Annotated in this window: 26 protein-coding genes; 25 read left to right on the top strand and 1 reads right to left on the bottom strand. The window is 69.4% G+C overall.

Going from position 1 to position 24,473, the window contains the following annotated elements; all coding sequences use genetic code 11:
- Positions 1-147: 147 nt before the first annotated feature.
- The 24 genes from motA (at position 148) to KHC27_RS03135 (ending at position 23,016) form a co-directional block, all read left to right on the top strand.
- Positions 148-1,032 carry a flagellar motor stator protein MotA gene (gene motA, locus KHC27_RS03250; protein WP_213334978.1) on the top strand — a complete coding sequence of 295 codons (885 nt, stop codon included), beginning with the start codon at positions 148-150 and terminating at the stop codon, positions 1,030-1,032.
- Position 1,033: 1 nt separating this feature from the next.
- The gene (locus KHC27_RS03245) at positions 1,034-1,969 is read left to right on the top strand and encodes a flagellar motor switch protein FliM (protein ID WP_213334976.1); all 936 of its coding nucleotides are present in this window, start codon (positions 1,034-1,036) and stop codon (positions 1,967-1,969) included.
- Positions 1,950-2,264: a hypothetical protein gene (locus tag KHC27_RS03240; protein ID WP_213334974.1), complete on the top strand. Its 315-nt coding sequence runs from the start codon at positions 1,950-1,952 to the stop codon at positions 2,262-2,264. Before KHC27_RS03245 ends, KHC27_RS03240 begins: the two co-directional genes overlap by 20 nt.
- Before the next feature lie 62 nt (positions 2,265-2,326).
- Positions 2,327-2,614, top strand: coding sequence for a flagellar motor switch protein FliN (gene fliN, locus KHC27_RS03235; RefSeq protein WP_246518807.1), 288 nt, complete (start codon positions 2,327-2,329; stop codon positions 2,612-2,614).
- Positions 2,615-2,624: 10 nt separating this feature from the next.
- Positions 2,625-3,650: a flagellar motor switch protein FliG gene (locus KHC27_RS03230; protein ID WP_213334970.1), complete on the top strand. Its 1,026-nt coding sequence runs from the start codon at positions 2,625-2,627 to the stop codon at positions 3,648-3,650.
- A gap of 8 nt (positions 3,651-3,658) precedes the next feature.
- Positions 3,659-4,735 carry a flagellar biosynthesis protein FlhB gene (gene flhB / locus KHC27_RS03225; protein WP_213334968.1) on the top strand — a complete coding sequence of 359 codons (1,077 nt, stop codon included), beginning with the start codon at positions 3,659-3,661 and terminating at the stop codon, positions 4,733-4,735.
- Positions 4,722-5,180 carry a hypothetical protein gene (locus tag KHC27_RS03220; RefSeq protein WP_213334967.1) on the top strand — a complete coding sequence of 153 codons (459 nt, stop codon included), beginning with the start codon at positions 4,722-4,724 and terminating at the stop codon, positions 5,178-5,180. The genes flhB and KHC27_RS03220 overlap by 14 nt, the downstream gene beginning before the upstream one ends.
- Positions 5,181-5,264: 84 nt before the next feature.
- Positions 5,265-5,648, top strand: a complete 384-nt coding sequence (gene flgB, locus KHC27_RS03215; RefSeq protein ID WP_213334964.1) for a flagellar basal body rod protein FlgB — start codon at positions 5,265-5,267, stop codon at positions 5,646-5,648.
- 2 nt (positions 5,649-5,650) lie between these two features.
- Complete coding sequence (gene flgC, locus KHC27_RS03210; protein ID WP_213335216.1) at positions 5,651-6,070, top strand: flagellar basal body rod protein FlgC; 420 nt, start codon at positions 5,651-5,653, stop codon at positions 6,068-6,070.
- The gene (locus tag KHC27_RS03205) at positions 6,070-6,366 is read left to right on the top strand and encodes a flagellar hook-basal body complex protein FliE (RefSeq protein WP_213334961.1); all 297 of its coding nucleotides are present in this window, start codon (positions 6,070-6,072) and stop codon (positions 6,364-6,366) included. Before flgC ends, KHC27_RS03205 begins: the two co-directional genes overlap by 1 nt.
- A 167-nt stretch (positions 6,367-6,533) precedes the next feature.
- Positions 6,534-7,322, top strand: coding sequence for a flagellar basal-body rod protein FlgG (flgG, locus tag KHC27_RS03200; protein ID WP_213334959.1), 789 nt, complete (start codon positions 6,534-6,536; stop codon positions 7,320-7,322).
- A gap of 14 nt (positions 7,323-7,336) precedes the next feature.
- Positions 7,337-7,918 (top strand): flagellar basal body P-ring formation chaperone FlgA, encoded by a 582-nt coding sequence (gene flgA / locus KHC27_RS03195; protein WP_213334957.1) that lies wholly within the window; start codon positions 7,337-7,339, stop codon positions 7,916-7,918.
- Positions 7,918-9,012, top strand: a complete 1,095-nt coding sequence (flgI, locus tag KHC27_RS03190) for a flagellar basal body P-ring protein FlgI (RefSeq protein WP_213334956.1) — start codon at positions 7,918-7,920, stop codon at positions 9,010-9,012. Before flgA ends, flgI begins: the two co-directional genes overlap by 1 nt.
- A 26-nt stretch (positions 9,013-9,038) precedes the next feature.
- Entirely contained in the window at positions 9,039-9,797 is a 759-nt protein-coding gene (locus KHC27_RS21490; RefSeq protein ID WP_246518790.1) for a MotE family protein, read from the top strand.
- Positions 9,794-10,519, top strand: a complete 726-nt coding sequence (locus KHC27_RS03180; RefSeq protein WP_213334955.1) for a flagellar basal body L-ring protein FlgH — start codon at positions 9,794-9,796, stop codon at positions 10,517-10,519. Before KHC27_RS21490 ends, KHC27_RS03180 begins: the two co-directional genes overlap by 4 nt.
- Before the next feature lie 155 nt (positions 10,520-10,674).
- Positions 10,675-11,184, top strand: coding sequence for a flagellar basal body-associated FliL family protein (locus tag KHC27_RS03175; RefSeq protein ID WP_213334953.1), 510 nt, complete (start codon positions 10,675-10,677; stop codon positions 11,182-11,184).
- A gap of 74 nt (positions 11,185-11,258) precedes the next feature.
- Positions 11,259-11,951: a flagellar type III secretion system pore protein FliP gene (fliP, locus tag KHC27_RS03170; protein WP_246518806.1), complete on the top strand. Its 693-nt coding sequence runs from the start codon at positions 11,259-11,261 to the stop codon at positions 11,949-11,951.
- Positions 11,952-12,234: 283 nt separating this feature from the next.
- Positions 12,235-13,488 carry a flagellin N-terminal helical domain-containing protein gene (locus KHC27_RS03165; protein WP_213334949.1) on the top strand — a complete coding sequence of 418 codons (1,254 nt, stop codon included), beginning with the start codon at positions 12,235-12,237 and terminating at the stop codon, positions 13,486-13,488.
- 328 nt (positions 13,489-13,816) lie between these two features.
- A complete protein-coding gene (fliF, locus tag KHC27_RS03160; RefSeq protein WP_213334945.1) occupies positions 13,817-15,466 on the top strand; it encodes a flagellar basal-body MS-ring/collar protein FliF in 1,650 nt (549 codons plus the stop codon).
- Positions 15,463-16,077 carry a hypothetical protein gene (locus KHC27_RS03155; RefSeq protein WP_213334942.1) on the top strand — a complete coding sequence of 205 codons (615 nt, stop codon included), beginning with the start codon at positions 15,463-15,465 and terminating at the stop codon, positions 16,075-16,077. Before fliF ends, KHC27_RS03155 begins: the two co-directional genes overlap by 4 nt.
- 4 nt (positions 16,078-16,081) lie before the next feature.
- Positions 16,082-17,455: a MotB family protein gene (locus KHC27_RS03150; protein WP_213334938.1), complete on the top strand. Its 1,374-nt coding sequence runs from the start codon at positions 16,082-16,084 to the stop codon at positions 17,453-17,455.
- Positions 17,452-21,132 carry a hypothetical protein gene (locus tag KHC27_RS03145; protein ID WP_213334935.1) on the top strand — a complete coding sequence of 1,227 codons (3,681 nt, stop codon included), beginning with the start codon at positions 17,452-17,454 and terminating at the stop codon, positions 21,130-21,132. Before KHC27_RS03150 ends, KHC27_RS03145 begins: the two co-directional genes overlap by 4 nt.
- The gene (gene fliK, locus KHC27_RS03140) at positions 21,129-22,490 is read left to right on the top strand and encodes a flagellar hook-length control protein FliK (RefSeq protein ID WP_213334932.1); all 1,362 of its coding nucleotides are present in this window, start codon (positions 21,129-21,131) and stop codon (positions 22,488-22,490) included. Before KHC27_RS03145 ends, fliK begins: the two co-directional genes overlap by 4 nt.
- Entirely contained in the window at positions 22,450-23,016 is a 567-nt protein-coding gene (locus tag KHC27_RS03135) for a lytic transglycosylase domain-containing protein (RefSeq protein WP_213334929.1), read from the top strand. Before fliK ends, KHC27_RS03135 begins: the two co-directional genes overlap by 41 nt.
- A gap of 69 nt (positions 23,017-23,085) precedes the next feature.
- On the opposite strand, the gene KHC27_RS03130 is transcribed toward KHC27_RS03135, so the two are convergent.
- Complete coding sequence (locus tag KHC27_RS03130; protein WP_343210819.1) at positions 23,086-23,754, bottom strand: protein phosphatase CheZ; 669 nt, start codon at positions 23,752-23,754, stop codon at positions 23,086-23,088.
- 231 nt (positions 23,755-23,985) lie between these two features.
- On the opposite strand from KHC27_RS03130, the gene KHC27_RS03125 reads away from it, so the two are divergent.
- Positions 23,986-24,369 carry a response regulator gene (locus KHC27_RS03125; RefSeq protein ID WP_213334926.1) on the top strand — a complete coding sequence of 128 codons (384 nt, stop codon included), beginning with the start codon at positions 23,986-23,988 and terminating at the stop codon, positions 24,367-24,369.
- Positions 24,370-24,473 lie beyond the last annotated feature (104 nt).

Below are 24,473 nucleotides of genomic sequence, written 5' to 3'. Positions count from 1 at the left end.
TCCCCCGGGAGCATCCGGCTGAACCTGACGGGCGAAGCTTGCTCGGACCTGCCTTTCCATTTCCCCTTCGGCGCCGCCCCGCCGGGCGGACTCAAGCTCCGCGCAACCTTGCCCGCCTAGACCGGCAGGGACAGCGGAGGGCTTCGAATGGGCGTCTTAATTGGTTTGATCGTAGGCATCGCCTCCCTTCTCGGAGGCTTCATGGCCATGGGCGGCCATATCGAGGTGATCTGGCAGCCGTTCGAGTTCGTCATCATCGGCGGTATCGCGATCGGCACCTTCATCATCGCCAACCCGCTGTCGACCATCAAGGACACCGGTGCGAGCATCGTCCAGGCGGTGGGCAACAAGGCGCCCAAGCGCAAGGACTTCCTCGCGCTGCTCGGCCTGCTCTATGCGCTGATGCGGGAACTTCGCACCCGGCCGCGCAACGAGGTCGAAGGTCATATCGACGACCCGCAGAACTCGACCCTGTTCCAGCACTTCCCGACGATCCTGAAGGACAAGGAGCTGACGCAGTACATCTGCGACTACGCCCGCCTCATCGTCATCGGCAATGCCCGCTCCCACGAGATCGAGGCGCTGATGGAGCAGGAAATCTCGACGGTGAAGAAGCACAAGACCAAGCCCGCCGGCGCGGTCAGCACGGTGGCCGAAGCGCTGCCGGCGCTCGGCATCTGCGCGGCGGTGCTCGGCATCGTGAAGGCCATGGGCGCCATCGACCAGTCGCCCGAGATCCTCGGCCACTACATCGGCTCGGCGCTGATCGGCACCTTCGTCGGCATCTTCATGTCGTATGCGGTGCTGTCTCCGCTCGCCACCAAGATCAAGATGACGCGGGAGAAGCAGGTGCAGCCCTTCATCATCGTGAAGCAGTCGCTCATCGCCTACATGAACGGGGCCCTGCCGCAGATCGCGCTGGAGCATGGCCGCAAGACCATCTCCGGCGCCGACCGCCCGACCATCGACGAGGTCGAGAGCGAGGCCATCTCCAACGTGCCGTCTGTCGCGGCCATGCAGCAGGCGGCGTGACATGAAAGCCACCGCCGTCACCGCTCCCCGCGACATTCGCGACCTTCTGCTCGATGCCGCCGGCCTGTCGCTCGACAAGCTGCCGATGCTGCATGTGATCTTCGACCGCCTCGCGACGCACTGCGCCGACAGCCTCCGGGTCCTTGCCGCGTCGCAGGCCTATTATTCCCTCTCCACCGTCGAGATCGCCCGGGTGGGCGACGTGCTCGACAGCTACGAGGGCAACGCCATTGCCGGCGTGTTCCATTCACCGGAATGGGACAGCCAGGTGATCGTCGGCTTCGACCGGGATTTCGTCTTCACCATGGTGGAGGTGCTGTTCGGCGCCGACGGTTCCGAAGCGCCGGTCGAGGACGAGCGTTCGTTCTCGAACATCGAGATCCGCATCGCCCAGGCGCTGTTCGAACAGGCCGCCAAGGCCCTGCAGGCCTGCTTCGCCCTGGTCAGCAAAGCGAGCTTCAAGTTCCAGCGCCAGGAGACGCGCATGGACTTCGCGGTGATCGGCCGGCGGAGCAACCAGTGCGTCTGCGCCAAGTTCCTGCTCCAGGCGATCAACCGCGGCGGCGAGATGTTCGTGCTCATCCCGCAGGGCGCGCTCACCCCGATGCGCCAGCAGCTGGCCAGCACGGCGGCCGGCGAATCGTCCCCGCGCGACCCGGTGTGGACCAAGCACATCCGCGGCGAGGTCCAGCGCACCGAGGTCCGCCTGCGGGCGGTGCTCGAGGAGCGTGAGATCGCGCTCGGCGACGTGGCGGCGCTGAAGGTGGGCCAGGTTCTGGCCCTGCAGGCGACCCCGCGCAGCAAGGTGAAGCTGGGGAGCCCCGACCAGCCCCTGTTCTGGTGCAGCCTCGGGCAAGCCGAGGGCGCTTATGTCTTGCGTATCGAAGATGCGGTCGATCTCGATCAGGAGTTCCTCGATGATATTCTCCCCCGCTGACGCCGTGCTGTTCGTCTCCCTCGTGGTGACGAGCGCCTGCGTGATCATCATGTACCTCAAGCTCGACACGCTGACGGCGTGCCAGCGCGACTATCGGGTCGCGCTGCGCGAGAGCGCTGACGCGCTGTCCAGCGCCCATCAGGCCGTCTCGCTGCTCAACCGCGACAGCCAGGAACTGCTGCTCGCCCTGTGCGACCGCATCGAGGCCGCCGAGCACATCATTGGCGAGATGGACCAGCGCTTCGGCGCCTCCCGTCCGCCGCGTCCGCGCACGAATCTGGAGTTCGAGCCGTGAACACCTCAACCTTTTCCCCCGACGGCATCGCCGCTTCCGCCGAAACGCCGCGTGCCGGCACGCTGGAAGAGAATTTCGGCTCCGGGCGCGGCCTCGAATCGCTGCTGCGCGTGCCGGTGACGCTGCAGGTCGTGCTCGGCTCGGCCAATCTGCCGGTCGCCCAGCTCATGAAGCTCGGCCGCGGCGCCATCGTCCCGCTCGACCATCGCGTCGGCGAGCCGGTCGACGTCGTCGTCAATGGTCGCATCATCGCGCGCGGCGAGGTCGTCGTGGTGGATGAGGACAGCTCCCGCTTCGGCGTATCGCTCACCGAGATCGTGGGTGCGGCCGGCGGCGAAGTTCCGCGCTGAGGCTGCGCCCATGGCCGCCGCCCCCCAGAGGATCGTCTCCCGCCCGCTCCAGGGTGCGGACCGCGTGGCCGCGCTGCTGATGGCCATGGGCAAGCCCATGGCGAGCCGGCTCATGAAGCATTTCGACCCGGAGGAGATCAAGACAGTCACCCGCGCCATCGCGGAGCTGCGGCCGGTCTCGACCCCGCAGGTCGAACTGGCGGTGGAGGAGTTCGCCACCCAGTTCGCCGCCGGCGCCCATCTGGTCGGCAGCACGGCGGATGTGGAGCGGATGCTCAGCGGGGTGCTGCCGCCGGAGAAGGTCGTCGAGATCATGAACGATGTGCTGGGTCAGGCGCATCACTCGATCTGGGATCGGATCTCCGGCGTCGCCGAAAACACCATCGCCACCTACATCCTGAAGGAGCACCCGCAGATCGCGGCGCTGATCCTGTCCAAGGTGAAGCCCTCCTGCGCCGCCAAGGTGATGAGCCACCTGCCCGAGGACATGCGCAACGGGGTGATGCGGCGGATGCTGGCCTTCAAGCCGATCGTCGACGAGACGATGCGGATCATTGAGGACACCATCCACGAAGACTTCATGATGAACCTGGCGCGCAACGCCGGCGCCGACACCCATGCCCGCATCGCCGACATCATCAACAAGATGGAGCGCGACGACATGGAGAACGTGCTCAGCAGCCTCGCCGGCAGCCGTCCGAAGTCGGCCGAGATCCTGAAGGGCCTGCTGTTCACCTTCGACGACATCATCACGCTGGCGCCCCGCGCCCGGACCTCGCTGTTCGATCAGGTGCCGAACGACCGCACCGTGCTGGCGCTGAAGGGGACCGACCCCGAGTTCCGCGAGATCATCCTGCAGTCGCTGGGTTCGCGCGTGCGGCGCATGGTCGAGCAGGAACTGCTGGGCAGCGAGCCATCCTCGCAGCGCGATGTTGCCGAGGCGCGCCGTCTCATCACCGATCTCGCCCTTGAAATGGCGGGCCGCGGCGAAATCGAACTGAACTCGGGCAACGAAGACGATGCCTATGTGCGCTAGGGCACCTCATGTCCGGTGATACCGACAAGGAGAGCAAGACCGAGGAAGCGAGCGAGAAGAAGATCGCCGACGCCGTGGAGAAGGGTAATGTTCCCTTCTCGCGCGAGGCGACGCTGTTCGCCTCGCTTCTCGGCATTCTTGCCAGCCTGTCGTTCTTCATGCAGCCCCAGGCGGGGATGCTGGCGGACGGGCTCTCCCGTCTGCTGGACGATCCCGCCGGCTTCCCGCTGTCCACCGGCGAGGATGCCGTCGCGCTGTTCTGGATGCTGCTCGGCGCCGCCGCCCGGTTCCTGCTCCCGGTGGTGCTGGTGCTGGGGGCGGCCGGCCTCGTCGCGTCGCTGGTCCAGAACGCCCCCAGCATCGTGGGCGAGCGCATCCGCCCGCAGGCCTCGCGCATCTCGCCCGCCGCCGGCTGGTCCCGCATCTTCGGAAAGCAGGGCCATGTCGACTTCCTCAAGTCGCTCTTCAAGTTCGGCGCCATCGGCCTGGTCTGCAGCATCCTGCTGTATTCGGCCCGCGGGGAGGTGGTGTCGGCGCTTTCGGCCGACCCCGTGCTGCTGCCGGCGATCCTCCTCCAGCTGGCGGTGCGGCTGGTGTCGGCGGTGTGCGTCGGCACCATCGTGCTGGTCTGCCTCGATCTGGTCTGGTCCCGCCTGCACTGGCGCGCCGAGCTGCGCATGACCAAGCAGGAGGTCAAGGAGGAGTTCAAGCAGATGGAAGGCGACCCGATGGTCAAGGCGCGGATGCGCTCCCTCGCCATGGAGCGCGCCCGGCGACGCATGATGAACGCGGTGCCCAAGGCGTCGGTGGTGATCGCCAACCCCACCCACTACGCCATCGCCATCCAGTACGACCGCCAGAAGGGTGGGGCGCCGCTGATCGTGGCCAAGGGCGTCGATCTGGTGGCGCTGAAGATCCGCGAGATCGCCGAGAGCAACGGCGTCCCCGTGGTGGAGGATCGTGCCCTCGCGCGCGCCATGTATGAAGCGGTCCAGGTCGACCAGTGGATTCCGCCGGAATTCTACAGGCCGGTCGCGAAGATATTGCACTTCATCTATTCGCGAGGCGGACATGCGCAAAGGTGACGGTGCCCATCACCTCGAGAGACAATCCCTGCCGGAGCTCGCCCTTCTGCCCTTCGAGCAGATGCTGGCGGAAACGCTCCGCGGCTTCCTGGCGGAACTCTGCCTGACCAATGCCGGCGTGGTGATGGCCTATATCAGCCGCAGCCAGGACGCGAACATCGAGGACCTCGTCGCCTCCTCGGCGGAACTGTTCATGAAGCCGGGCCGGGTGCGCTACGCCCGCCATGCGACGATGGAGACGGAGTGGGGCTTTCCCCCCAATGTCAGCATCGACATGCACTTCCGGGAAGAGGCGATCGAGGCCGCTTTCCGCGTCGAGTTCGGCGACACCGCCATCGGGGTCCATATCGACCGGATCGCGTTTCCCGCCGGGCCGGGAACGCCCGACGACAACCTGCGCCGCTTCGGAGCGGCGCTGGCCTCGGCGCGGATTGCCAGCAACTGAGGCCCTTTCGGCCTCGCCGCCCGCCCGCCAGCTTCGTGCAAGGTTCTGCGCCTAGTGTCGCCCCATCAGACGAGGGAGACCAGCTTGGACAAGATATTCCTGTTTGATCTCGCTTCGCGCCAGGCCGGCTGGGCCTCCGTGCGCCAGGCGACGATCGCCGCGAACGTCGCCAATGCCAATACGCCAGGCTATCTCGCGCGGGATGTCGAGCCGTTTTCGACCGTGCTCGACCGCACGCATCTCGCCACCGTCCGCACCAGCCCCGGCCATATCGACATGGCGGCGCTGGAAGGCAGCGACTTCCGGGTCTCGGAGCTGCGGGATGCCCAGGTGACGGAATCCGGCAACTCGGTGAGCCTCGACCAGGAGATGTTCAAGGCCGACGAGGTCGCCCGCACCTTCAATCTGAACACGAGCATCGTGCGCGCCTTCCACCGGATGGTGCTCGCCAGCGTGAGGACCGCCTGATGATCGATCCGCTGAAGTCCATAACGCAGATTGCCGGCAGCGGCCTCGTCGCCCAGTCCACCCGGATGCGGGTGGTGGCGGAGAACATCGCCAACGCCCGCTCCACCGGCTCCGCGCCGGGTGCCGATCCTTACGTGCGCAAGACGGTCGAGTTCGGCGCCAACTTCGATCGCGCGATGGGCGCCACCGCCGTGGCGGTGACGTCGCTCGGCACCGACCAGCAGACGCCGTTCGCCATCGAGCATGACCCCGGTAACCCCGCCGCCGACGCCGACGGCAACGTCAAGATGCCGAACGTCAACGTCATGCTCGAAATGGCCGACATGCGCGAGGCCGGCCGCTCCTATTCCGCGAACCTGCAGATGATCAAGCAGGCGCGTTCCATGATCTCCCAAACCATCGATCTTCTGAGGGCCGGCTAATGATCGACGCACTCAACGCCGTCGGCACCCTGCGCAACGCCTCACCGCCGGCGGGGCCTGCCGCCACGCCGGTCGCCGGCACACAGTTTTCCGACGTGCTGGCCGATGTCTCCGGTCAGGCCGTCAACGCGATCAAGGGGGCGGAAGCGACCGCCATCACCGGCATCGAGGGCAAGGCCTCGGTGCAGCATGTGGTGGAAGCCATCCTGTCCGCCGAGCAGACGCTGCAGACCGCCCTGGCGGTGCGCGACAAGGTGGTCGCCGCCTATCAGGAAATCTCGCGGATGCAGATCTGAGCGTGCCGCCGATCCGCCGACCGGATTGACGCACGCGGAGCCGATCGCCTGCGGGCCCACGCCTGCCGGGCTGCCGGCTGGCGCGAACGCCCGGCACATCGACGCGACGCGCTTTCTTCACGCGGGCCGCAATTCGTTCCGCTCACTTACGCCCCAGGAACATCGACATGAAGGCACTGGCCATCGCCGCCACGGGCATGAGCGCTCAGCAGACCAATGTGGAAGTGATCGCGAACAACATCGCGAACATCAACACCACGGGCTTCAAGCGCGCCCGCGCCGAGTTCTCCGACCTGCTCTATCAGGCCGAGCGCGCCCAGGGCGTGCCGAATGTCGACGGCGGCCTTCCCATCCCGGATGGCGCGCTGATCGGCCTCGGCGTGCGCACCGTGGGCGTGCGCAACCTGCACATCCAGGGGCCGCTGGCACAGACCGGCAATCCGCTGGACATCGCCGTCAACGGGCGCGGCTGGTTCCGCATCACCGGGCCGACCGGCGAGACGCTCTATACCCGGGCGGGTTCCTTCAACAAGGGACCGGACGGCCAGCTCGTGACCAATGACGGCTATGTGGTGGAGCCGGCGATCACCTTTCCCACCAACACGGTGGAGATCGTCATCAACGAATCCGGCGAGATCTACGCCAAGACCGCCGGTCAGGCGTTGCCGCAGCAGCTCGGCCAGCTCAGCCTGTCGAATTTCGCCAATGACGCCGGCCTCGAGCCGGTCGGCAACAACCTCTACCGCGAGACCTCGGCGTCGGGGCAGCCCATCACGGGTGTCGCGGCGGCGGAAGGTTTCGGCAAGATCCACCAGGGCTATCTCGAGAATTCCAACGTCGACCCGGTGAAGGAAATCACCGAGCTGATATCGGCGCAGCGCGCCTATGAGATGAACTCCAAGGTGATCCAGGCCGCCGACGAAATGGCCGCCACGGTCTCCAAGGGCATCCGCTAGCAAGGACCGCCTCGATGCTTCGCTCGATGACCGGCGCGGCCCTCGCCGCGGTGCTGGCGCTCGCCCTTTCGACAGGCGCGGTGCCGGCGCAGGACGCCGGAACCGCCTTTCCCGTGTTTCCCTACGTGCCGCCCGTCGCGGCGGCGATGCCGGATGCCGCGGCGAGCCCGGCGAACGTCGCCGTTCCCGAGGCGGCCGCGGGGCTGACGCTGACGCTGCCCGTCCTCGTCACCTCGATCGCCCCCGGGGAGATCATCAGCGAAGGCATGATCACCGAAAAGCCGTTCCCGGCGTCGGTCGCGAACCGCTATCCCATCGCCACGCGCCGCGAGCAGCTCACCGGCAAGGTGGCCAAGCGGGTGCTGGGGCCGGATGTGCCGGTCCCGGTGAACGCCGTGACCGAGCCCAAGCTCGTGGTCCGCGGCACCGCGACCCAGATCCGCTTCGAGCAGGACGGCCTCCGCATCACCGCGGTCGGCGTGCCGCTGGAGAACGGCGTGCTCGGCGCCACCATCCGCCTGAAGAATGCCGACACCGGACAGATGGTCACCGGCGTGGTGCAGGCCGATGGCAGCGTGAAGGTGGGTTTCCAGTGATGCGCGCCCTCCTTCTCCTCCTCGCCCTTGTCATCTCCGCGCTGCCAGCCGACGCCGCGACGCGGATCAAGGACATTTCGAGCGTGCAGGGCGTGCGCGACAACCAGCTCCTCGGCTACGGTCTCGTCATCGGCCTTCAGGGCACCGGCGATACGCTGCGCAACGCGCCCTTCACCGAGCAGACCCTGCAGTCGATGCTGGACCGCATGGGCATCAGCACGCGGGTGCCGCTGCGGGCGCGCAACGTCGCGGCGGTGGCGGTGACGGCCAATCTGCCGGCCTTCGCCGGCGTCGGCTCCCGGGTCGATGTCAGCATCGCCTCGCTGGGCGATGCCTCCTCGCTCAAGGGCGGAACCCTGCTGGTGACGCAGCTCAACAGCAGCGACGGGCAGACCTATGCCGTCGCCCAGGGCCAGATCGTGGTGACGGGTTTCGTGGTCGAAGGCCAGGCCGAAAGCCTGACCCAGGGCGTGCCCACCTCGGGCCGCATCCCGAACGGCGCCCTTGTCGAACGGCCGGTGCCCGGCCAGCTCGCCGAACTCGGCGAATATGTGCTCGAGCTGAACAACCCGGACTACACCACGGCCACCCGCATCGCGGACGCGATCAACCAGCGCTACCCCTCCAAGGGTGTCGGCCCGCTGGCGCAGGAGCGCGACTTCCGCACCGTCGTGGTGCGCCGTCCCGCCCGGTTCAGCCCGACGCGGTTCCTCGCCAGCATCGGGGAACTGACGGTGGACCCGGATACACCGGCGCGGGTGGTGGTGGACCAGAGGTCCGGCACCGTGGTGATCGGCCGGAACGTGCAGATTTCCACGGTCGCGGTGACGCAGGGCAACCTGACGGTCCGCGTCACCGAAACGCCCATCGTGTCGCAGCCGGAGCCCTTCTCGGACGGGCGGACCACCGTGGTTCCGCGCACGGACGTGCAGGCCGAGGAAGCGGGTGGGTACCTCTCCATCGTGCGGGGCACCGACCTGCAGACGCTCGTCCAGGGCCTCAATCGCATGGGCATGAAGCCCAGCGACATCATCTCCGTCCTTCAGGCCATCAAGACATCCGGCGCGCTCCAGGCCGAACTCGTCGTCCAGTGACCGGTACGTTCCCGGGAGAACCCAGCATGACCACCGTTCTCAACCTGCTGCCTTACCTCTTCGTCTACATGGCCGGCGGGTGCATGGGCTTCATCGCCGCCGCGCTTCTGCGGCTCGGGGCCGAAACGCCTGCCGAGGAGGTCGAGGAGGACGACTCCTGGCGCTACCAGCCGCGCCCCGCCGCCTCGTCGCCGGAGGACGCCCCGGTGCTGCCGCTCCACCCGGATTCCCCCGTGCCCGGGATGCTGGGGCTGGTGATGGCGATCCTGCTCGGCAGCTTCCTCGTGCCCGGCGAAGCCCGTGCCCAGGACGCGGGCGGAGCGCCGGCCGCGGCTCTGGCCGCCGGCGCGGCGCCGGGCGGTGATCCCGCCGGGGTCGAGGAAAACGCCGCCCAATACTGCCGCAGCATCGCCGATGCCCTCAGCGATGCCCGCTTTGCCCGCCAGAAGGCGGCGCTCAGCGCGATGGAAAAGGACATCGAGGAGCGTCTCGCCAAGCTCGAGGCCAAGCGGGCCGAGTACGAGGCCTGGCTGACCCGCCGCGAGGAGTTCCTGAAGCGGGCGGATGGTGCGGTCATCGCCGTCTTCTCGCAGATGCGCCCCGACGCCGCCGCCGCCCAGATGTCGGCCATGGGGGATGACCCCGCCGCCGCCATCCTCGCCAAGCTCAGCCCGCGTGTCGCGAGCGCGATCCTCAACGAGATGGACCCCGCCCGGGCCGCACGCCTGACCGGCACCATGGTCGGCATCGCCCGCCGCACGCCTGCCGATGGGAAATCATCATGAGCCGTCTCACGCTCAGCCTCGCCGCCCTGTCCGCGCTTGCCCTCGCCGGTTGCCAGACCGACAAGTATGACAGCCTGGCCAACGGCCCGTCCCTGACTCCGGTCGGCTACGGCATCGAGCCGCAGACCGACCCGATCCCGATCGCCTTCCAGGCGCCGGCCAAGCGCAGCTTCGGCTCCATCTGGGACCAGAACACCCAGAGCATCTACCGCACGGTGCGGGCGACGCGGGTTGGCGACGTGCTGACCGTGACCATCCAGATGAACGACCAGGCCCAGTTCGACAACGCGACCGAGCGTTCGCGCGCGGCGAAGTCCAAGGCCGGCATCGGTCTCGACGGTTCGGCCTCGGGCTTCGGCTGGTCCGGCTCCGACGCCAAGGCGGATGCCAATCTCGACATCAATTCCGACACCAGCACCAAGGGCAAGGGCAATATCGACCGCTCCGAAAAGCTGAAGCTGTCGGTGGCGGCGGTGGTGACCGACGTTCTGCCGAACGGCAACCTGATGATCAGCGGGTCGCAGGAGATCCTCGTCAATTACGAGGTCCGCGTGCTGAACATCGCCGGCATGGTGAACCCGCTCGACATCACCGGCCAGAACATCATCCCCTACGAGAAGATCGCCGAGGCCCGCATCTCCTATGCCGGCCGCGGCCGCCTGAACGACTTCCAGCAGCCGGCCTGGGGCCAGCGCATCTATGACGTCGTGGCGCCGTGGTGAACCGGCTCGACATCGCCGGGCGGAACATCTTCGCCCCCGCCAACACCGCCCCCGCCGCCTCCCATGCCGGCGGTCGCCGGGCGGAACGCCGGCAGCGGGCCAGGAGCCCGCGCAGGCTCCCGGCCGCGGCGCCGTTTTGAGAAGAGTGGACATCCATGGCGAAGGCTCCCATTGCCAAGGCCGAACCGGCGCCGAGCCGCAGCGGCGCCGGCAGCGTCATCCTGGCGCTCCTCGTCCTGACGCTGCTGTCGGCGGGAACGGGCGGCGGTCTCGGCATCAAGCTCGCCTCGACGGTCGAGCAGATCGTCGCGGAAAAGACGAAGGCAGAGCCGCCGGCCTCCGAAGCCGAGAAGCTCGCCTATTCCGACAAGGACACGATCCTGCAGGAGCTGAAGCCGGTCATCGCCAATCTGGCGGCGCCGAGCGGCATCTTCGTCCGGCTCGAGGCGGGCATCATCTTCAAGAAGGGCGAGCTGCCCCATCCCGACGTCACGGCCGCCCAGATCCGCGAGGACATGGTGGTCTACCTGCGCACCGTCACCCTCAGCCAGCTCGAGGGTCCCAGCGGCCTGCTGCATCTGCGCGAGGATCTCAACGAACGCGCGATCCAGCGCGGCGACGGCAAGATCCAGGAACTGGTCCTCGAAACGATGGTGGTGCAATGAGCCGTCCGACCCTGCCACGGCTGGCGGGAAGCCTTGGGCTCGTCCCCGTCTTCCTCGCCCTTGCCGGCCCTGCCATGGCGCAGAGCGCGCCCAGCCTCTCCCAGATCCTGCAGGACAGCGGGGGCGCGGCGGCGTCGGGCCGCATCGTCCAGATGGTGGCCCTCCTCACCGTGCTGTCGGTGGCCCCCGGGCTGCTGATCATGGTGACCAGCTTCACCCGCTTCGTCATTGCCTTGTCCTTCCTGCGCTCCGGCATCGGGCTGCAATCGACGCCGGGCAATCTGGTGATGATCTCGCTGGCGCTCTTCATGACGTTCTACGTCATGGGGCCCACCTTCGAGCGGGCCTGGAAGGAAGGCGTCCAGCCGCTCACCCAGAACCAGATCAGCGAGGAGGAGGCGTTCGCCAAGATCGCCGAGCCGTTCCGGGAGTTCATGCAGGCCCACGTGCGCGAAAAGGACCTGCGCACCTTCGCCGACCTTGCCGCCGAAGGCGGACAGCCCCCTTCCGAGACGGCGGACAAGATCGAGCTGCGCATCCTGATCCCGGCCTTCATGATCTCCGAACTGCGGCGCGGCTTCGAGATCGGCTTCCTGATCGTGTTGCCGTTCCTCATCATCGACATGATCGTGGCGACGCTGGTCATGTCGATGGGCATGATGATGATGCCCCCCGCGGTGATCGCACTGCCGTTCAAGATCCTGTTCTTCATCCTGATCGACGGGTGGAACCTTCTGGTCGGCGGTCTCGTGCGGTCCTTCTTCTGAGGGCTCATCCGTTTCGTCGGAAAAAGGGGCGGTGCCGGTCCGGCGCCGCCCCTTTCGATTCCGTCCGGTGCCGCTGTCATCCCGGGTGCGGAGGGGCGCAAGCCTGGCGCAAGCTTGCTCGGGCATCGTGATTTCCATGGCAGGTTGGTTCGCTCCAAAGGCGAACAGGGGAAGCCCCGATCCAGACGGGCCGGTTCTTCCCGCAAAGGCATGATGCCGCTCCCGCCATGCCGGTGTAAGCCCGGTATGTCCCCAGTTTTCTCACTCATAGGGACATTTCGATATGACCAGCCTGATGACCAATTCGTCCTCCATGGTCGCTCTCCAGACCCTGCGGACGATCAATTCCAGCCTCGACCAGACCAACAACCACGTTTCCACCGGTCTCCGCGTCAATTCGGCGGCCGACAACGCGGCCTACTGGTCGATCGCTACCACGACCCGTTCGGACAACGGCGCGCTCGGCGCGGTGAAGGACTCTCTCGGCCTCGCCAAGTCTTCCGTCGACACCGTCAACACCGGTCTCGACACCGCGCGCACCGCTCTCCAGAAGGTCAAGGAAAAGCTGATCACGGCGGCGTCTCCCGACGCGGACCGCAAGAAGCTGCAGACTGAAATCACCAGCCTGCTCAGCCAGATCAAGAGCAACGCGAACAGCACCGTCATCTCCGGTTCCAACTGGCTGTCGGTCGACTCCAGCGCTGCCAACTACAACGCGACCAAGTCGATGGTGGCGTCGTTCTCCCGCACCGGCGACGCCGTGCAGGTGGACACGATCGACATCGATACCAGCAGCTTCAAGCTGTACGACAGCAACACCACCGTGCACACGGCGGTCGCTGCTGCGGTGACGACGGCCTCGGCGACCTATTCGACCGCCAAGACCACCGCCGACACCGCCTTCTCCACGGCCTCCACCACGGCCACGACCGCCTATGACACGGCCGTCGCCGCGGCGGACACCGCCTTCGCCGGCAGCGCGATGGACGCGGCGGCTGTCGCCACCCGCGACACCGCCTATGCCACCGCGAAGAACACCAAGGACTCGGCCATCGCCACGGCCGAAGCCTCCAAGAAGACCGCCCTGAACGGCGCCGTGCTGGCGCTGAAGAACTCGCTGGGCGCCTCGGGCACCAACAGTCTCGGCATTCTCGACAAGTCCCGCGTGGCGGCGACCTCCGAGGGCGTCGCGACCGTGAGCTCGGTGGCGGACATCGATATCTCGGGCCTCTCCGCGAGCAAGGCCGACCTGGCCAAGCTGGCGAACTACACCTCGATCGTCGATTCGGCCCTCACGGACCTCACCGAAGCTTCGACCACCCTGGGTTCGACCTCGAGCCGTATCGAGTCGCAGTCGAACTTCGTGCAGTCCCTCCAGGACGCCAACAACCGCGCCATCGGCGCGCTCGTTGACGCGAACATGGAAGAGGAGTCGACCAAGCTGAAGGCGCTGCAGACTCAGCAGCAGCTCGCCGTTCAGTCGCTGGGCATCGCCAACTCCAGCTCGCAGAGCGTTCTGACCCTGTTCCGCGGCTGATCCGTCAGCAGCGAACTCCCTCGTGTCTACCCCGCCGCCAAGGCGCACTGGGCCACGCTCCTCGGAGCGTGGCCTTTTTCTTTCTGGCCCGAGGCCGCGCAATCCCCGTGCAAGCTCATCGCGGGATGGTGGGGCTGGGCACGGTGGTCCTCAGCCCGACCACCGCCGTCGCGGCTGCCCCCGCGCTGCCCCGTCGCCAGGCCCTCCTCACCCCGGGGCGGCGGCGGCGTCATGGCGGACGCTCCAGGTCGCCCCCACCCGGAGCGTCCGCCTCTCTCTCTGACCACATTGATCGCCATGACGGCGACGTCTCGGAGCGAAAAGACCCATGATCGGTCGTCAGCAGCTCGACATGCTCCTGAGCAACCTGCTCCAGTTGGGGGCCCGGCGCCTCGTCGCCCTCGCCCTCATCGGTCTCACCGTCCTCGCCACCATCGGCCTCGGCGCCTATTACCTCAGCCGCCCGGCCAGCGAGACGCTCTACGCCAATCTCAACCGCGAGGACGTCACCCGCATCGGCGGCGCGCTGAAGGATGCCGGGCTTTCCTTCGACGTCAGCTCCGACGGCACCGCGGTGCTCGTCGCGCCGTCCGACACCGCGCGGGCGCGCATGCTGCTGGCCGAGAAGGGCCTGCCGCAGAGCACCAGCTCCGGCTATGAACTCTTCAACGACGTGCAGTCGCTGGGGCTCACCTCCTTCATGCAGGACGTGACCCGGGTCCGGGCGCTGGAAGGCGAGCTGGCCCGCACGATCCAGACCATGAAGGGCATCCGGGCGGCGCGGGTCCACATCGTCCTGCCGGATCGCAGCTCCTTCCGGCGCGACCAGCAGCAGGCCTCCGCTTCGGTCGTCATCCGCACCGAGGACCTCGACGGTTCCTCGACGGCGGAAGCGATCCGCCACCTCGTGGCCTCGGCGCTGCCGGGCATGAAGCTCGACGCCGTGACCGTGCTCAACACCGACGGCGCCATCCTCGCCTCCGGGGATGATCCCAACAATGCGGCCGCCGGCAAGAAGGTGGTGGTGCAGGAGCAGATCAACCGCGAAACCGAGGCCAAGATCCGCCGCGCCCTGACGCCCTATCTCGGCATCGGCAATTTCGAGATCAGCGTCACCTCGCGGCTCGACACCGACAAGGTGCGCACCAACGAGACGACTTTCGATCCGGCCTCGCGCACCGAGCGTTCGGTGCGGGTCATCAAGGAGGCCGGGACCTCGCAGAACCGCAGCAAGACCCCGCCCACCACGGTGCAGCAGAACCTGCCGGCGCAGCAGGGCCAGGGGACGGGCGGCAACGACTCCAACGAGCAGAACAACCGCCGCGAGGAACTGACCAATTTCGAGATCTCGACCCGCACCACCGAGACCGTGCGCGAGGGCTTCACCATCCAGAGCCTCTCCATCGCGATCCTGGTGAACCGCGACCGCCTCGCGCCGCCCGGCGAGGCCAAGGACGGCAAGGAGGCCGTGCCGGTCGAGACCCAGATCTACGACATCGAGCAGCTCGTCGCCGCCGCGTCCGGCTTCGACAAGGAGCGTGGCGACAAGCTCAAGGTTTCCGCCGTCGCCTTCGCCGATGGCGGCAACACGATGGAGCCCATTCCGCCGCTCGACTGGACCCAGATCCTCCTCCGCCAGGCCGGGACGGTGTTCAACGCCCTCATCATCCTCGTGGTCTCCATCCTGCTCATCTGGTTCGGCCTGCGTCCTGCCGTGCGTGCCATCGTGGCCCGGCCGGAGCAGGAAGAGAGCATGGAGGTCGCGCTCCTGGCGGCGGGCGCCGCGGGCGAACTCGGCACCGCCGAGAGTGGAACGGAGGTGCTGCCCGCTGCAGCCGGTCCGGTGAACCTGATCGAGGACATCACCAGCAAGCTGAACCGGTCGCCGCAGAAACGGCTCGAGCAGATCATCGACTTTGACGAGGAACAGGCCGCCGCCATCCTGCGGCAGTGGCTGCGGCAGGAGAGCCGTCAGTGACCATGCACGCCATCGCCCTTCACCTGCCGGACTATTCGGTGCCGCGCTCGCTCCACCAGCTCGCGGTCGAGCTCGAGGATGTCACGGCGCCGCCGCCGCCGCCGGCGCCGGACGTCGACACGCTGGTGGCCGAGGCGCTCGCCCGCGGCCGCCGCGAAGGCGAGGCCGCCGCGCACGCCGCCTTCGAGCGTCAGCGCGCCGAGGAGGCGCAGCGGCACGAGGCGCAGCGGCAGGAGGACCGCAAGGCCTGGACGCGCCAGGAGAGCGAGCGGCTCGCCGAACTGCTGGAGGTCGGCCTCGCGGCGCTGGAGGCGGACATCGCCGGTACGCTGGCGGGTCTGGTGCGCCCCTTCATCGCCCGTGGCCTCGGCGAGCGCATGCTGGCGGAGCTGCACGCGCTGATCGCGGCGGCCCTGCGCACCGACGGCGCGGCCATCGCCATCTCCGGCTCGGCCGATCTGCTCGACCAGCTCCGCACCCGCTTCGGCGACACCGCGCGCATCTCCTACGAGCCGGCGGAGAGCGCCGACGTGCGGGTGCGGTTCGGCGCGACGGTGATCGAGACCCAGATGGGTGTCTGGCTGTCGCGGCTCGGCACGGGCGACGAGTGACGCCATGAGCGAACAGCACCACGACCTGATCATCATCAAGCGCCACGAGGACGAGGAGCACGAGGCTCACTCCAGCGCGTGGAAGGTCGCGCATGCCGACTTCATGACGGCGATGATGGCGTTCTTCCTCATCATGTGGCTCATCAACGCCACCGACAAGGAAGTCCGCAAGGCCATCGCCAACTACTTCAACCCGGTCAATCTCGCCGACGCCATCAGCGAGCGTCGCGGCCTGAACGATCCGGAGGACGTGAAGGACGAGGGCACATCGGCCGACGGCGACCGCATGTCGACCCTTCGCGCCACCGCCGGCGAGAACACCGGCGCCGGCGACGACGTGCAGCAGGGCAAGCGCGAGCGCGCGCTGTTCCAGGACCCCTATGCCGTGCTGGCGGAGATTTCCGCGCTGGCACCGCCCAACGCCGCCACCACCCCCGATGCCGCGATCGGCGAGAACGGCGCCCCCGGCACCGGGAGCGGCGACGCGCACCGCGACCCCTTCGACCCGGTGTACTGGCAGATGGCGTCCAGCCCCCGGGCGCTCACCGACAAGCCGGGCTCTCCCGGCAAGCTCGACGCGCCGGACGGCCCGGACCCCGATGCAGCGGCGCCGCGCAGCGGCAATCCACCCCCCGGCGGCTCGAACGCTGTTCCGGTTCCGTCCGGTCCGGTCGCCGGCAAGCCGGCCACCAGCGCCCCGGCCTCCAGCACCCCTGCCTCCGCCAAAGCCTCATCCGGCCAGATCGGGCCCGGCCAGCTTCCCCCCGCGGCCGCTGCCAAGCCCGCGACGGGGGCCGCGGCCACCGGCACGGCGCAGCCCGGTCCCGCCCCCGCCGGCACTGCCCAGCCCGGCGCGGCGCCGCAGGCGACCGCCAACGCGGCGAATGCGGCGAACGCCGCGGCGATGCGGGCCGCTGCGGTTCAGGCGCTGCGCCAGGAGGTGCAGGCGGACCTGCGGCAGAGCCTCGGCAACGGCGCCGGCCCGCAGGTCGAGGTGCGCGGTACCCGCGAGGGGCTGATGATCAGCATGACCGACGACATCGACTTCAGCATGTTCCCGGTCGGCTCCGCCGTGCCGGACGCCCGCCTCGTGAAGGCGATGGCGCGTATTGCCGCCACCCTCGCCAAACGGCCCGGTGATGTGATCATCCGGGGCCATACCGATGCGCGCCCGTTCCGCTCGGCCAATTACGACAACTGGCAGCTTTCCGCCGCCCGCGCCAACATCGCCCATTACATGCTGGTGCGCGGCGGCCTCGACGAAAAGCGCATCGGCTCGATCGAGGGCTTCGCCGACCGGGATCCCAAGAACCCGGCGGACCCCAACGCGCCGGAGAACCGGCGCATCGAAATCCTGCTGCGCGAGCCCGCGACATGAGGCGGGCGGGGGCCTTTGCCGCAAGCTGCCTGCTGATCGGGCTCTCCGGTGCGGCGCCGGTGCTGACGGCGTTCCGTGCCGTGGCGCAGGAGGCCGCGCCCGATGCGGCCCCGGCGGACGCCGCGGCCGGCGGCGATCCATGGTCCGAGCTGCGCCCCGAGGCACGCGCGGGCCGGCCTTCCCGCCCGGCCGGCACGACGGCGGCCGGGGTGCGCCCGCGCACCGCCCGGCCGGCACGGCTGGCTCTGCCGGCGACGTCGCCGCTGCCGCTCCCCCGTCCGTCCGACCTGGGCGCCGAGGACGGCGCGGCGCCGGATACCGCCCTGGCGGCGGCCCTCCCGCAGGCCGGGCATCCCGGCGCCGCCCATGTCGCCACCGGTCCCGGTGCCGTCGAATCCGGCCCGGGGGGCATTGCCTTCGCGGATGAGGCGGATTTCGCCGATCTCAACGAGCTGGCGGCGCGGGAGCCGATCTTCCCGCAGCGCGTGCCGGTCTCCGCCGATCTCAAATCCTTTGCCGCGCTCGACGCCTCGCTGAAGGCCGATGCGGGGGAGGCTGGCACGCCGCTGGAGCTGCCGATTCCGCCCATGCCGCAGGGCTTCGACGCCTTCGCGACCCTTGACGAGGGGCTGGCCTCGATGCCGCTGATGGATGTCGGCCAGCCCGACGCCAACTGGGTGGCGGCCTTCCTGCTGTATTCCGGCGTGCAGCCGGCACCGGACGCCGACACCGCCGTTGCCGCGGCGACGCCCGCGGCCGGGCCTGTCTCGGCCGAGGCCCCGGCGCGGCTGGCGGTCGCCGCCGATGCGGTTTCGCCCGAACCCATGGCGGCCGCCGCGCCGCCCCCGGAGGCCGCGCCGCAGCCCCGCGCGGACACCCCGCCGGCCGCGCCGATTGCGCCTGCCGCGCCTGTGCCTCCCGCCAAGGCTGTGGCTGCCGCCGTTCCCGTCGTCGCCGCACCCGCTACAGCCGCACCCGCTGCCGCTTCTGCCGCGGCGGCGGCTCCCGCTGACGCCACCATTGCTGCCGGTCCCGCGACGACGGTGGCCGCGGCTGCTCCTGCCGTCCCGGCTGCTTCTGTTGCCCCTGCCGCTTCGCTCGCTCCTGGGGCCTCCGCTGTGGCGCCGGTCGAGGCGTCCGGCGCCGTCGCGGTGGCGCCCGCCCCGGCCGAGCCCGTCGAGCCGGTGTCGCTGCCGCAGCTCCAGATGCCGGAGATGCCCGAACGGCCGGAAACGACCGGCAGCGTCCAGATGGCCGACGCCACCCCGGCGGCTCCCGAAGCCGCCCCCCGGCCGGAACAGCATGAGCCGAGCCAGGTTCCGGCCCTCCTTCCCGAGCGGACATCCGAGGTCGTCGCTTCGGCGCAAGCCGGCGTCGCCGTGCCGCCGGAGGCTGAACCCGTGGTGCTGGCGGCGGGCGAGCCGAAGGCCGGCACCCCTCCGGGGCCGGAACTCCATCCCTCGAACACCCCGGCGGAAGCCGTGCCGCCGTCCGCCGCGCAAGCCGCGCCCCAAACGGCGCCCCAAACGGCGCCCGTTGCCGAGGCAGTGCCGGCGCCGGCCGCAGCCGCCGAGACCGCAGCCGCCGATACCACAGCCGCGTCGCCGTCGGACGGCCGCGTGGCCGAGATCGTCGCCTCCTCCCGCACCGCGGCAGCCGTTCCGGCCACCGAGCCTGCGGCTTCCCTCGACATGGGCGGACAGGCGCCGCCGCGCGAGCCCGGCACCGCTGGGCCCGTGGCTCCGGCCCTGAGGCCTGACGCCGCGCCGGCTGGCGGGGACACGCCGGCGGTCCCCGTCGCGGCGGCGCCGGAGCCGTCGGCCGAGGCAGCGGGCGTCCGTGCCGCTTCGGGCCCTGTGGAGCCGGCAGCCGCGAAGGTCGCGGAGGCATCGCCCCCGCCCGCCCCGGAAGCCGGCAGCGTGCCGAACCCCTCGTCGCAGGCGAACCCGCCGACCGCTTCGGGCGAGGGCGGCGCGGACGCGGGCGAGACGCGGCTCGCGGCCGCCGAACCCGCTGCTGCCCCGGCCACCCCGGCCGCGGCCGCTCCCGCTGTTCCGGCCGCAGGCGCCCCCGCCGCGGAGCCCGCCGCCGCGCCGGCCCCGGACCAGTCTTCCGCCCCGGCCGCGTCGGCAGAGGCCGCCTCGCACGTCGCACAGGAATCCGGTGCCAGGGATTCCGTCGCACACGAGCCCGCCGCGGGTGCGCCGGAAGCCGGCGCCAAGGAGCCTGCCGCCAAGGAACCCGGCACTCAGGAGGCTGGTGCCAAGGAGGCTGGTGTCACAACATCCGGCGCTCAGGAGCATGCCGCCCAGGAGCATGCCGCGCCGGCCAAGGAGGGTTCCGCCGCGCCGGAAGGCGCCAAGCCGGCGGAAACGGCCGCGGGCGAGACCGCGGTGCCGCCCCTCCCGGAGTCCTCCGCCCCGGCGCTCTACATCGCGGTGCGCCAGCTCCAGCGCCTGCAGGACCGCATCGCCACCGGCAAGACCTATGCCGTCGATACCCAGAACGAGCTTCTGGCGCAGATCCAGCGCCAGTTCCTCAAGGCCGATCCGTCAGCCTGGCAGGATCCGCGCAACGCGCGGGCGCTGGTCATCTTCGCCCTGAGCGGGGGAAATCCCCGCGTGCTGCGCGCGGTGCTGAAGCAGACGCCGCTGCCGGCGATCGACGAGCGGCTGCTGCTCGGCAGCCTCGCCTTTCTCGAAGGCCGCGAGAGCGACGCCATCAAGCTGCTCGGCGAGATCGACGTGAAGAAACTGCCGCCGAGCCTTGCCGGCCATGTCGCGCTGGCCCAGGCCGCGCTGTGGGTGCGCCGCGATCCCGCCCGGGCCGGCAACCTGCTGACCGAGGCCCGGCTGGTCGCGCCCGGTACGCTGGTGGAGGAGGGCGCGCTGCGCCGCCAGATCCTGGTGGCGGCGCAGGCCAACGACGTGCGCACCTTCGAGCGGCTGAGCTCGGCCTATCTCATCCGCTTCCGTCACTCCGTCTATGCCGGCAATTTCCGCCAGCGCTTCGCTTCGGCCATCACCCGCATGAACTTCGTGCATGAGGATGACGGTATGGCACATCTGGAGGACCTGCTGGGGCCGCTGGATGTCGACAGCCGGCTCGATATCGCGCTGATGATCGCCAAGGCGTCCATCGTCCAGGGCAAGACGCGCACGGCGCAGCGGGTGGCCGACCGGGTGACGCAGGAGGCGGTGCCCGGAAGCCTCGTCGCGGACCGGGCGCGGCTCTATCACGGCGCGGCGCTGGCCACCTCGGCGGAGGGTTTCGACCAGGCGCTGGCCGAACTCGGCACCATCGCGGTCGAGCGGCTGTCGCGCAGCGACGCGGCCCTCCTCGCGGCCGCCGTGGCCTCGGCGGAGACGATCCGCCGCGCGCCGGAGGTCAGCGTCGTCTCCCCGCCGCCGGTTGCCGCGCCGGCCGCGCCTGCACCCTCACCGCCTCCCCTGGCTCGGGCGGTACCGGCGCCCGTGACGCCGGCCGCGCCGCGCGTGCCGGGTGTGCCGGGCGCTCCCCCCGTGGTGCCGGCATCCGCGGCAGGGGCGCCCGCCCCCGCGGCCGTGCCGCCTGCCACCGTGGCCTCGGCCGCGGATGGACCGCTGCCGCCCAGCCTCGCCAAGGCGCAGGGCATGCTGCAGAAGATCGACACCCTGCTTCAGGAGGCGCCGCAATGATCCCGGTGGTTTCGTCCGGCGCCCGTCCGGTGCCGGGGAACGGCGAGGTGACGGCGGAACCGGACGGGCGCGCCCGGCGGGACTTCGACCGCCTGCTCGACGACATCGCCGGCGGGGGCGGACCGGACACCGCCGCCGCCGCCGAACCGGAGGAGGGCGCCACGGGCGACATGCTGCGCCGGCTGTCCCACAGCCGGGCCTCGGTGTGCGCGGGGCTTCTGGCGGAGCGCTGCGGCGAGCATCGGCTCGACCGGGGTCCGTCCTCCCCGGCCGGTCTCTCCCCCGCCGCGCGGGAGGCCGCCGCCGCGGCGGCCGGGCCGGCGGGCCACCTCTGGCGCGCGGAGGAGGAGGGGCAGGGTGCGGGCGACATGTCCGCTGCCGACGACGGAGAGGCGGACCCGGCGGCCGGCGAGCCGCCCCCGGACGACCTCCAGCGCGCGGCGGAGGCCGCGGCAATGGCCCTCGCCGAGGGCGGCCGGCCCCGCGGCACGCCCGCCCCGCTACCCGACACCGCCGAGCCGGCCGATCCGGCGGAGGCGGACGATATTCCCGTCGCGGACACCGCCGAAGCGCCGGAGGCGGAGGAGCCCCTCATGCCGCTGCGCGCCACGGTGGTGACGCGCGAAACCCATTTCGCCCCGGTGGGAAGCGACACCGGCGCCTTTGCCGCAGCGCTCCCCTCGCCCCCACCGCGTGCCGGCTCCCCCGGGCGCGCGCCACCCGAAGGGGTGCCGGGCCGACCGGCCGATCTGCACGCCGTGCGCCGCCGGATCGACGCCGAGGCGACGCAGCGGGCGCTCGACGGAATGGCCCCGCTGTCCGGCGCCGCAGGCCCTGTGGGCGCGGCTCTGCCGCCGCTGGCGGCCCAGCCGCGCAGCTTCGTGGTCGATCTCGCCGCCGCGACCCCGGCCGCCCAGCTCGGCGAGGCGATCGCGCGCAGCGGCGCGGCCGTGCCGGCGGCGGCGGAATTCGGCGCCGTGGGCGGGCCGGTGCGCATTCTTGAAATCCAGCTCCACCCGGTCGAGCTCGGCATGGTGACCGTGCGGCTGCGCAGCGGGCGCGACGGGCTGGAGGTGCGGGTGCGGGCGGTGCGGCCGGAAACCGCGCGCCTGCTGGAAGACGACCGCGAGGGTCTGCTCGCCCAGCTCGGCGGCGATGGCTTCGGCGCGGTCGATCTCGTCATCGCCGGGGCCGGACCGGCCGCGACGCTGACCGGCCACGATGCCGTGGCCTGGCGTGTCCGCCGCCCCGAGCCCGTGCAGGGCCGCAATTTTGACGTCGCCGGCCTTGCCGGCACCCCGGATGAGGGAGGACAGGATGACCCTGCGCCGCACGATCATCGCCGCTCTCGCTTCTAGCCTGAGCCTTGCGACACCGGCCTTCGCCGTCAACCCGAACGGGCCGTGCGAGAGCGCCATGGCCGCGGCCTCGGCCCGCTATGGCGTGCCGCTGGCCATCCTCTATGCGGTCGGGCTGACGGAAACCGGCGGCGCCGGCACGTTGCAGCCGCTCGCGATGAACGCGGCCGGGCGCAGCTATGTCGCGACCAGCGTGCAGGACGGCATACGCAGGCTTGCCCAGTTTCGGCAGCAGGGCGTGCAGCTGGTGGATCTCGGCTGCATGCAGATCAACCATCGCTGGCACGGCGAGCGCTTCCGCTCCGTGGCGGACATGTTCGACCCGCAGCAGAATGTGGATTACGCCGCCCGCTTTCTCGCCGAGCTGAAGCGGCAGCATGGAAGCTGGACCCTGGCGGCGGCGCGCTACAACGCCGGACCGGACAACGATCCCGCCCAGAAGAAATATGTATGTGCTGTGATGCGCAATCTGGTGCGCTCGGGCTTCGGCAGCTGGACGCCGGCGTCGAAGGCCTTTTGCGGCTGAAGGGCAGGCGCCGGCTGCGCGATCCGGCACCCCGGGGCAGCCGGTCCGCCGCCGCGGACCGGATCGCCGTCAGGCGAACAGGGAGTCGATATCGTCCTGCGACACGACATTCTCGTCGGTCGCGAGCGCGGGGCCGTTGAGCAGGGCGCTGTCGCCGCTGCGCTCGCTCGAGAGGCTGGTGGCGATCCGCTGCACCTCTTCCGTCCCGCCCCAGATGTCGGCCATGCGCGCCACGCGCTCTTCCACGAACTGGATGAGGTCCACCACCTTGCGGATGCGCTGGCCGGTGATGTCCTGGAAATTGCAGGATTCGAAGATCCGCGTCGCCCGGGCGTGCAGCTCCAGCAGCATCTGCCGCTGCTCACCTTCCAGCTGCTTGGCAAGGCTGATCGCGGTGGCGTCGATGAATTCCGCGGCCTGCAGAATTTCTTCCGTCGCGGCTTCGGTGTCGACCACCACGGCGCCGAGCTCGTCGGTTGCCTGGTCGATCTTGGCGCCCTTGGAGCTGCCATGGTGGATGGTGGCGAGCTCGATCTTGGTGTTGTCGATCGCTTCCTTGATGGCCTCGATGCCGACCCACAGGGCCTGACGGGCGCATTGCGGGTCCATCTCCGGGCATCGGCGGTCGAATTTGGAGACGGCGCTGCGCAGGTCGTGCAGCTCCGCGACGATGCGGTCGACATGGGCGGACATGCCGCCCTCGGTGGGTGGAGCCGCGCCCTGAGGCAGCGCGGCCACCTTGCGGTCACAGATTTCAATACGAAAGGGCCGGCGGTTCATGGACATGGACAACCCCATGCTGAGGAATAATCACTCAGCTTATATAGGCCAAGCCAAGTCTATTTTGAAAGTAGCCCCCTAGTAGGCGTGCAAGCTTCACGCAAGGGACGAATTGCTACAAACTTCGGGAATCATGGCGAGGATCAACTCGTCATAGAAATCAGATGCGCCATAAGGACGGAGCTTGCTATGGCTGTGGATTTGTCGATGCCGGTTCTTGTGGTCGACGATTACAAGACCATGGTGCGTATCATACGCAACCTGCTCAAGCAGATCGGTTTTGAGGATGTCGACGAGGCCGCCGACGGCACCGAAGCCCTCAGCAAGCTCAAGGAGCGGCAATACGGCCTGGTGATCTCGGACTGGAACATGGAGCCGATGACCGGCTATGAACTTCTGAAGCAGGTCCGCGACGACGCCAGCCTCAATGCGCTGCCCTTCATCATGGTCACGGCCGAAGCCAAGTCGGAAAACGTGATCGCCGCCAAGAAAGCCGGCGTGAACAATTACATCGTCAAGCCGTTCAACGCGCAGACACTCAAAAGCAAGATCGAGACGGTCTTCGAGAACTGAGCCTACGGCCCTGCCACCATCTGCCCGCGCGCCACGGCCTCTTCGGGCTCGAGGCTGTGTGAAAACCCCTGATTATGCTAGGTTGAGGCACTGCTTCGGAGGTG

The organism is Ancylobacter lacus (assembly GCF_018390635.1).
GTDB lineage: Bacteria > Pseudomonadota > Alphaproteobacteria > Rhizobiales > Xanthobacteraceae > Ancylobacter > Ancylobacter lacus.
This window is presented reverse-complemented; position numbering and strand designations above follow the sequence as displayed.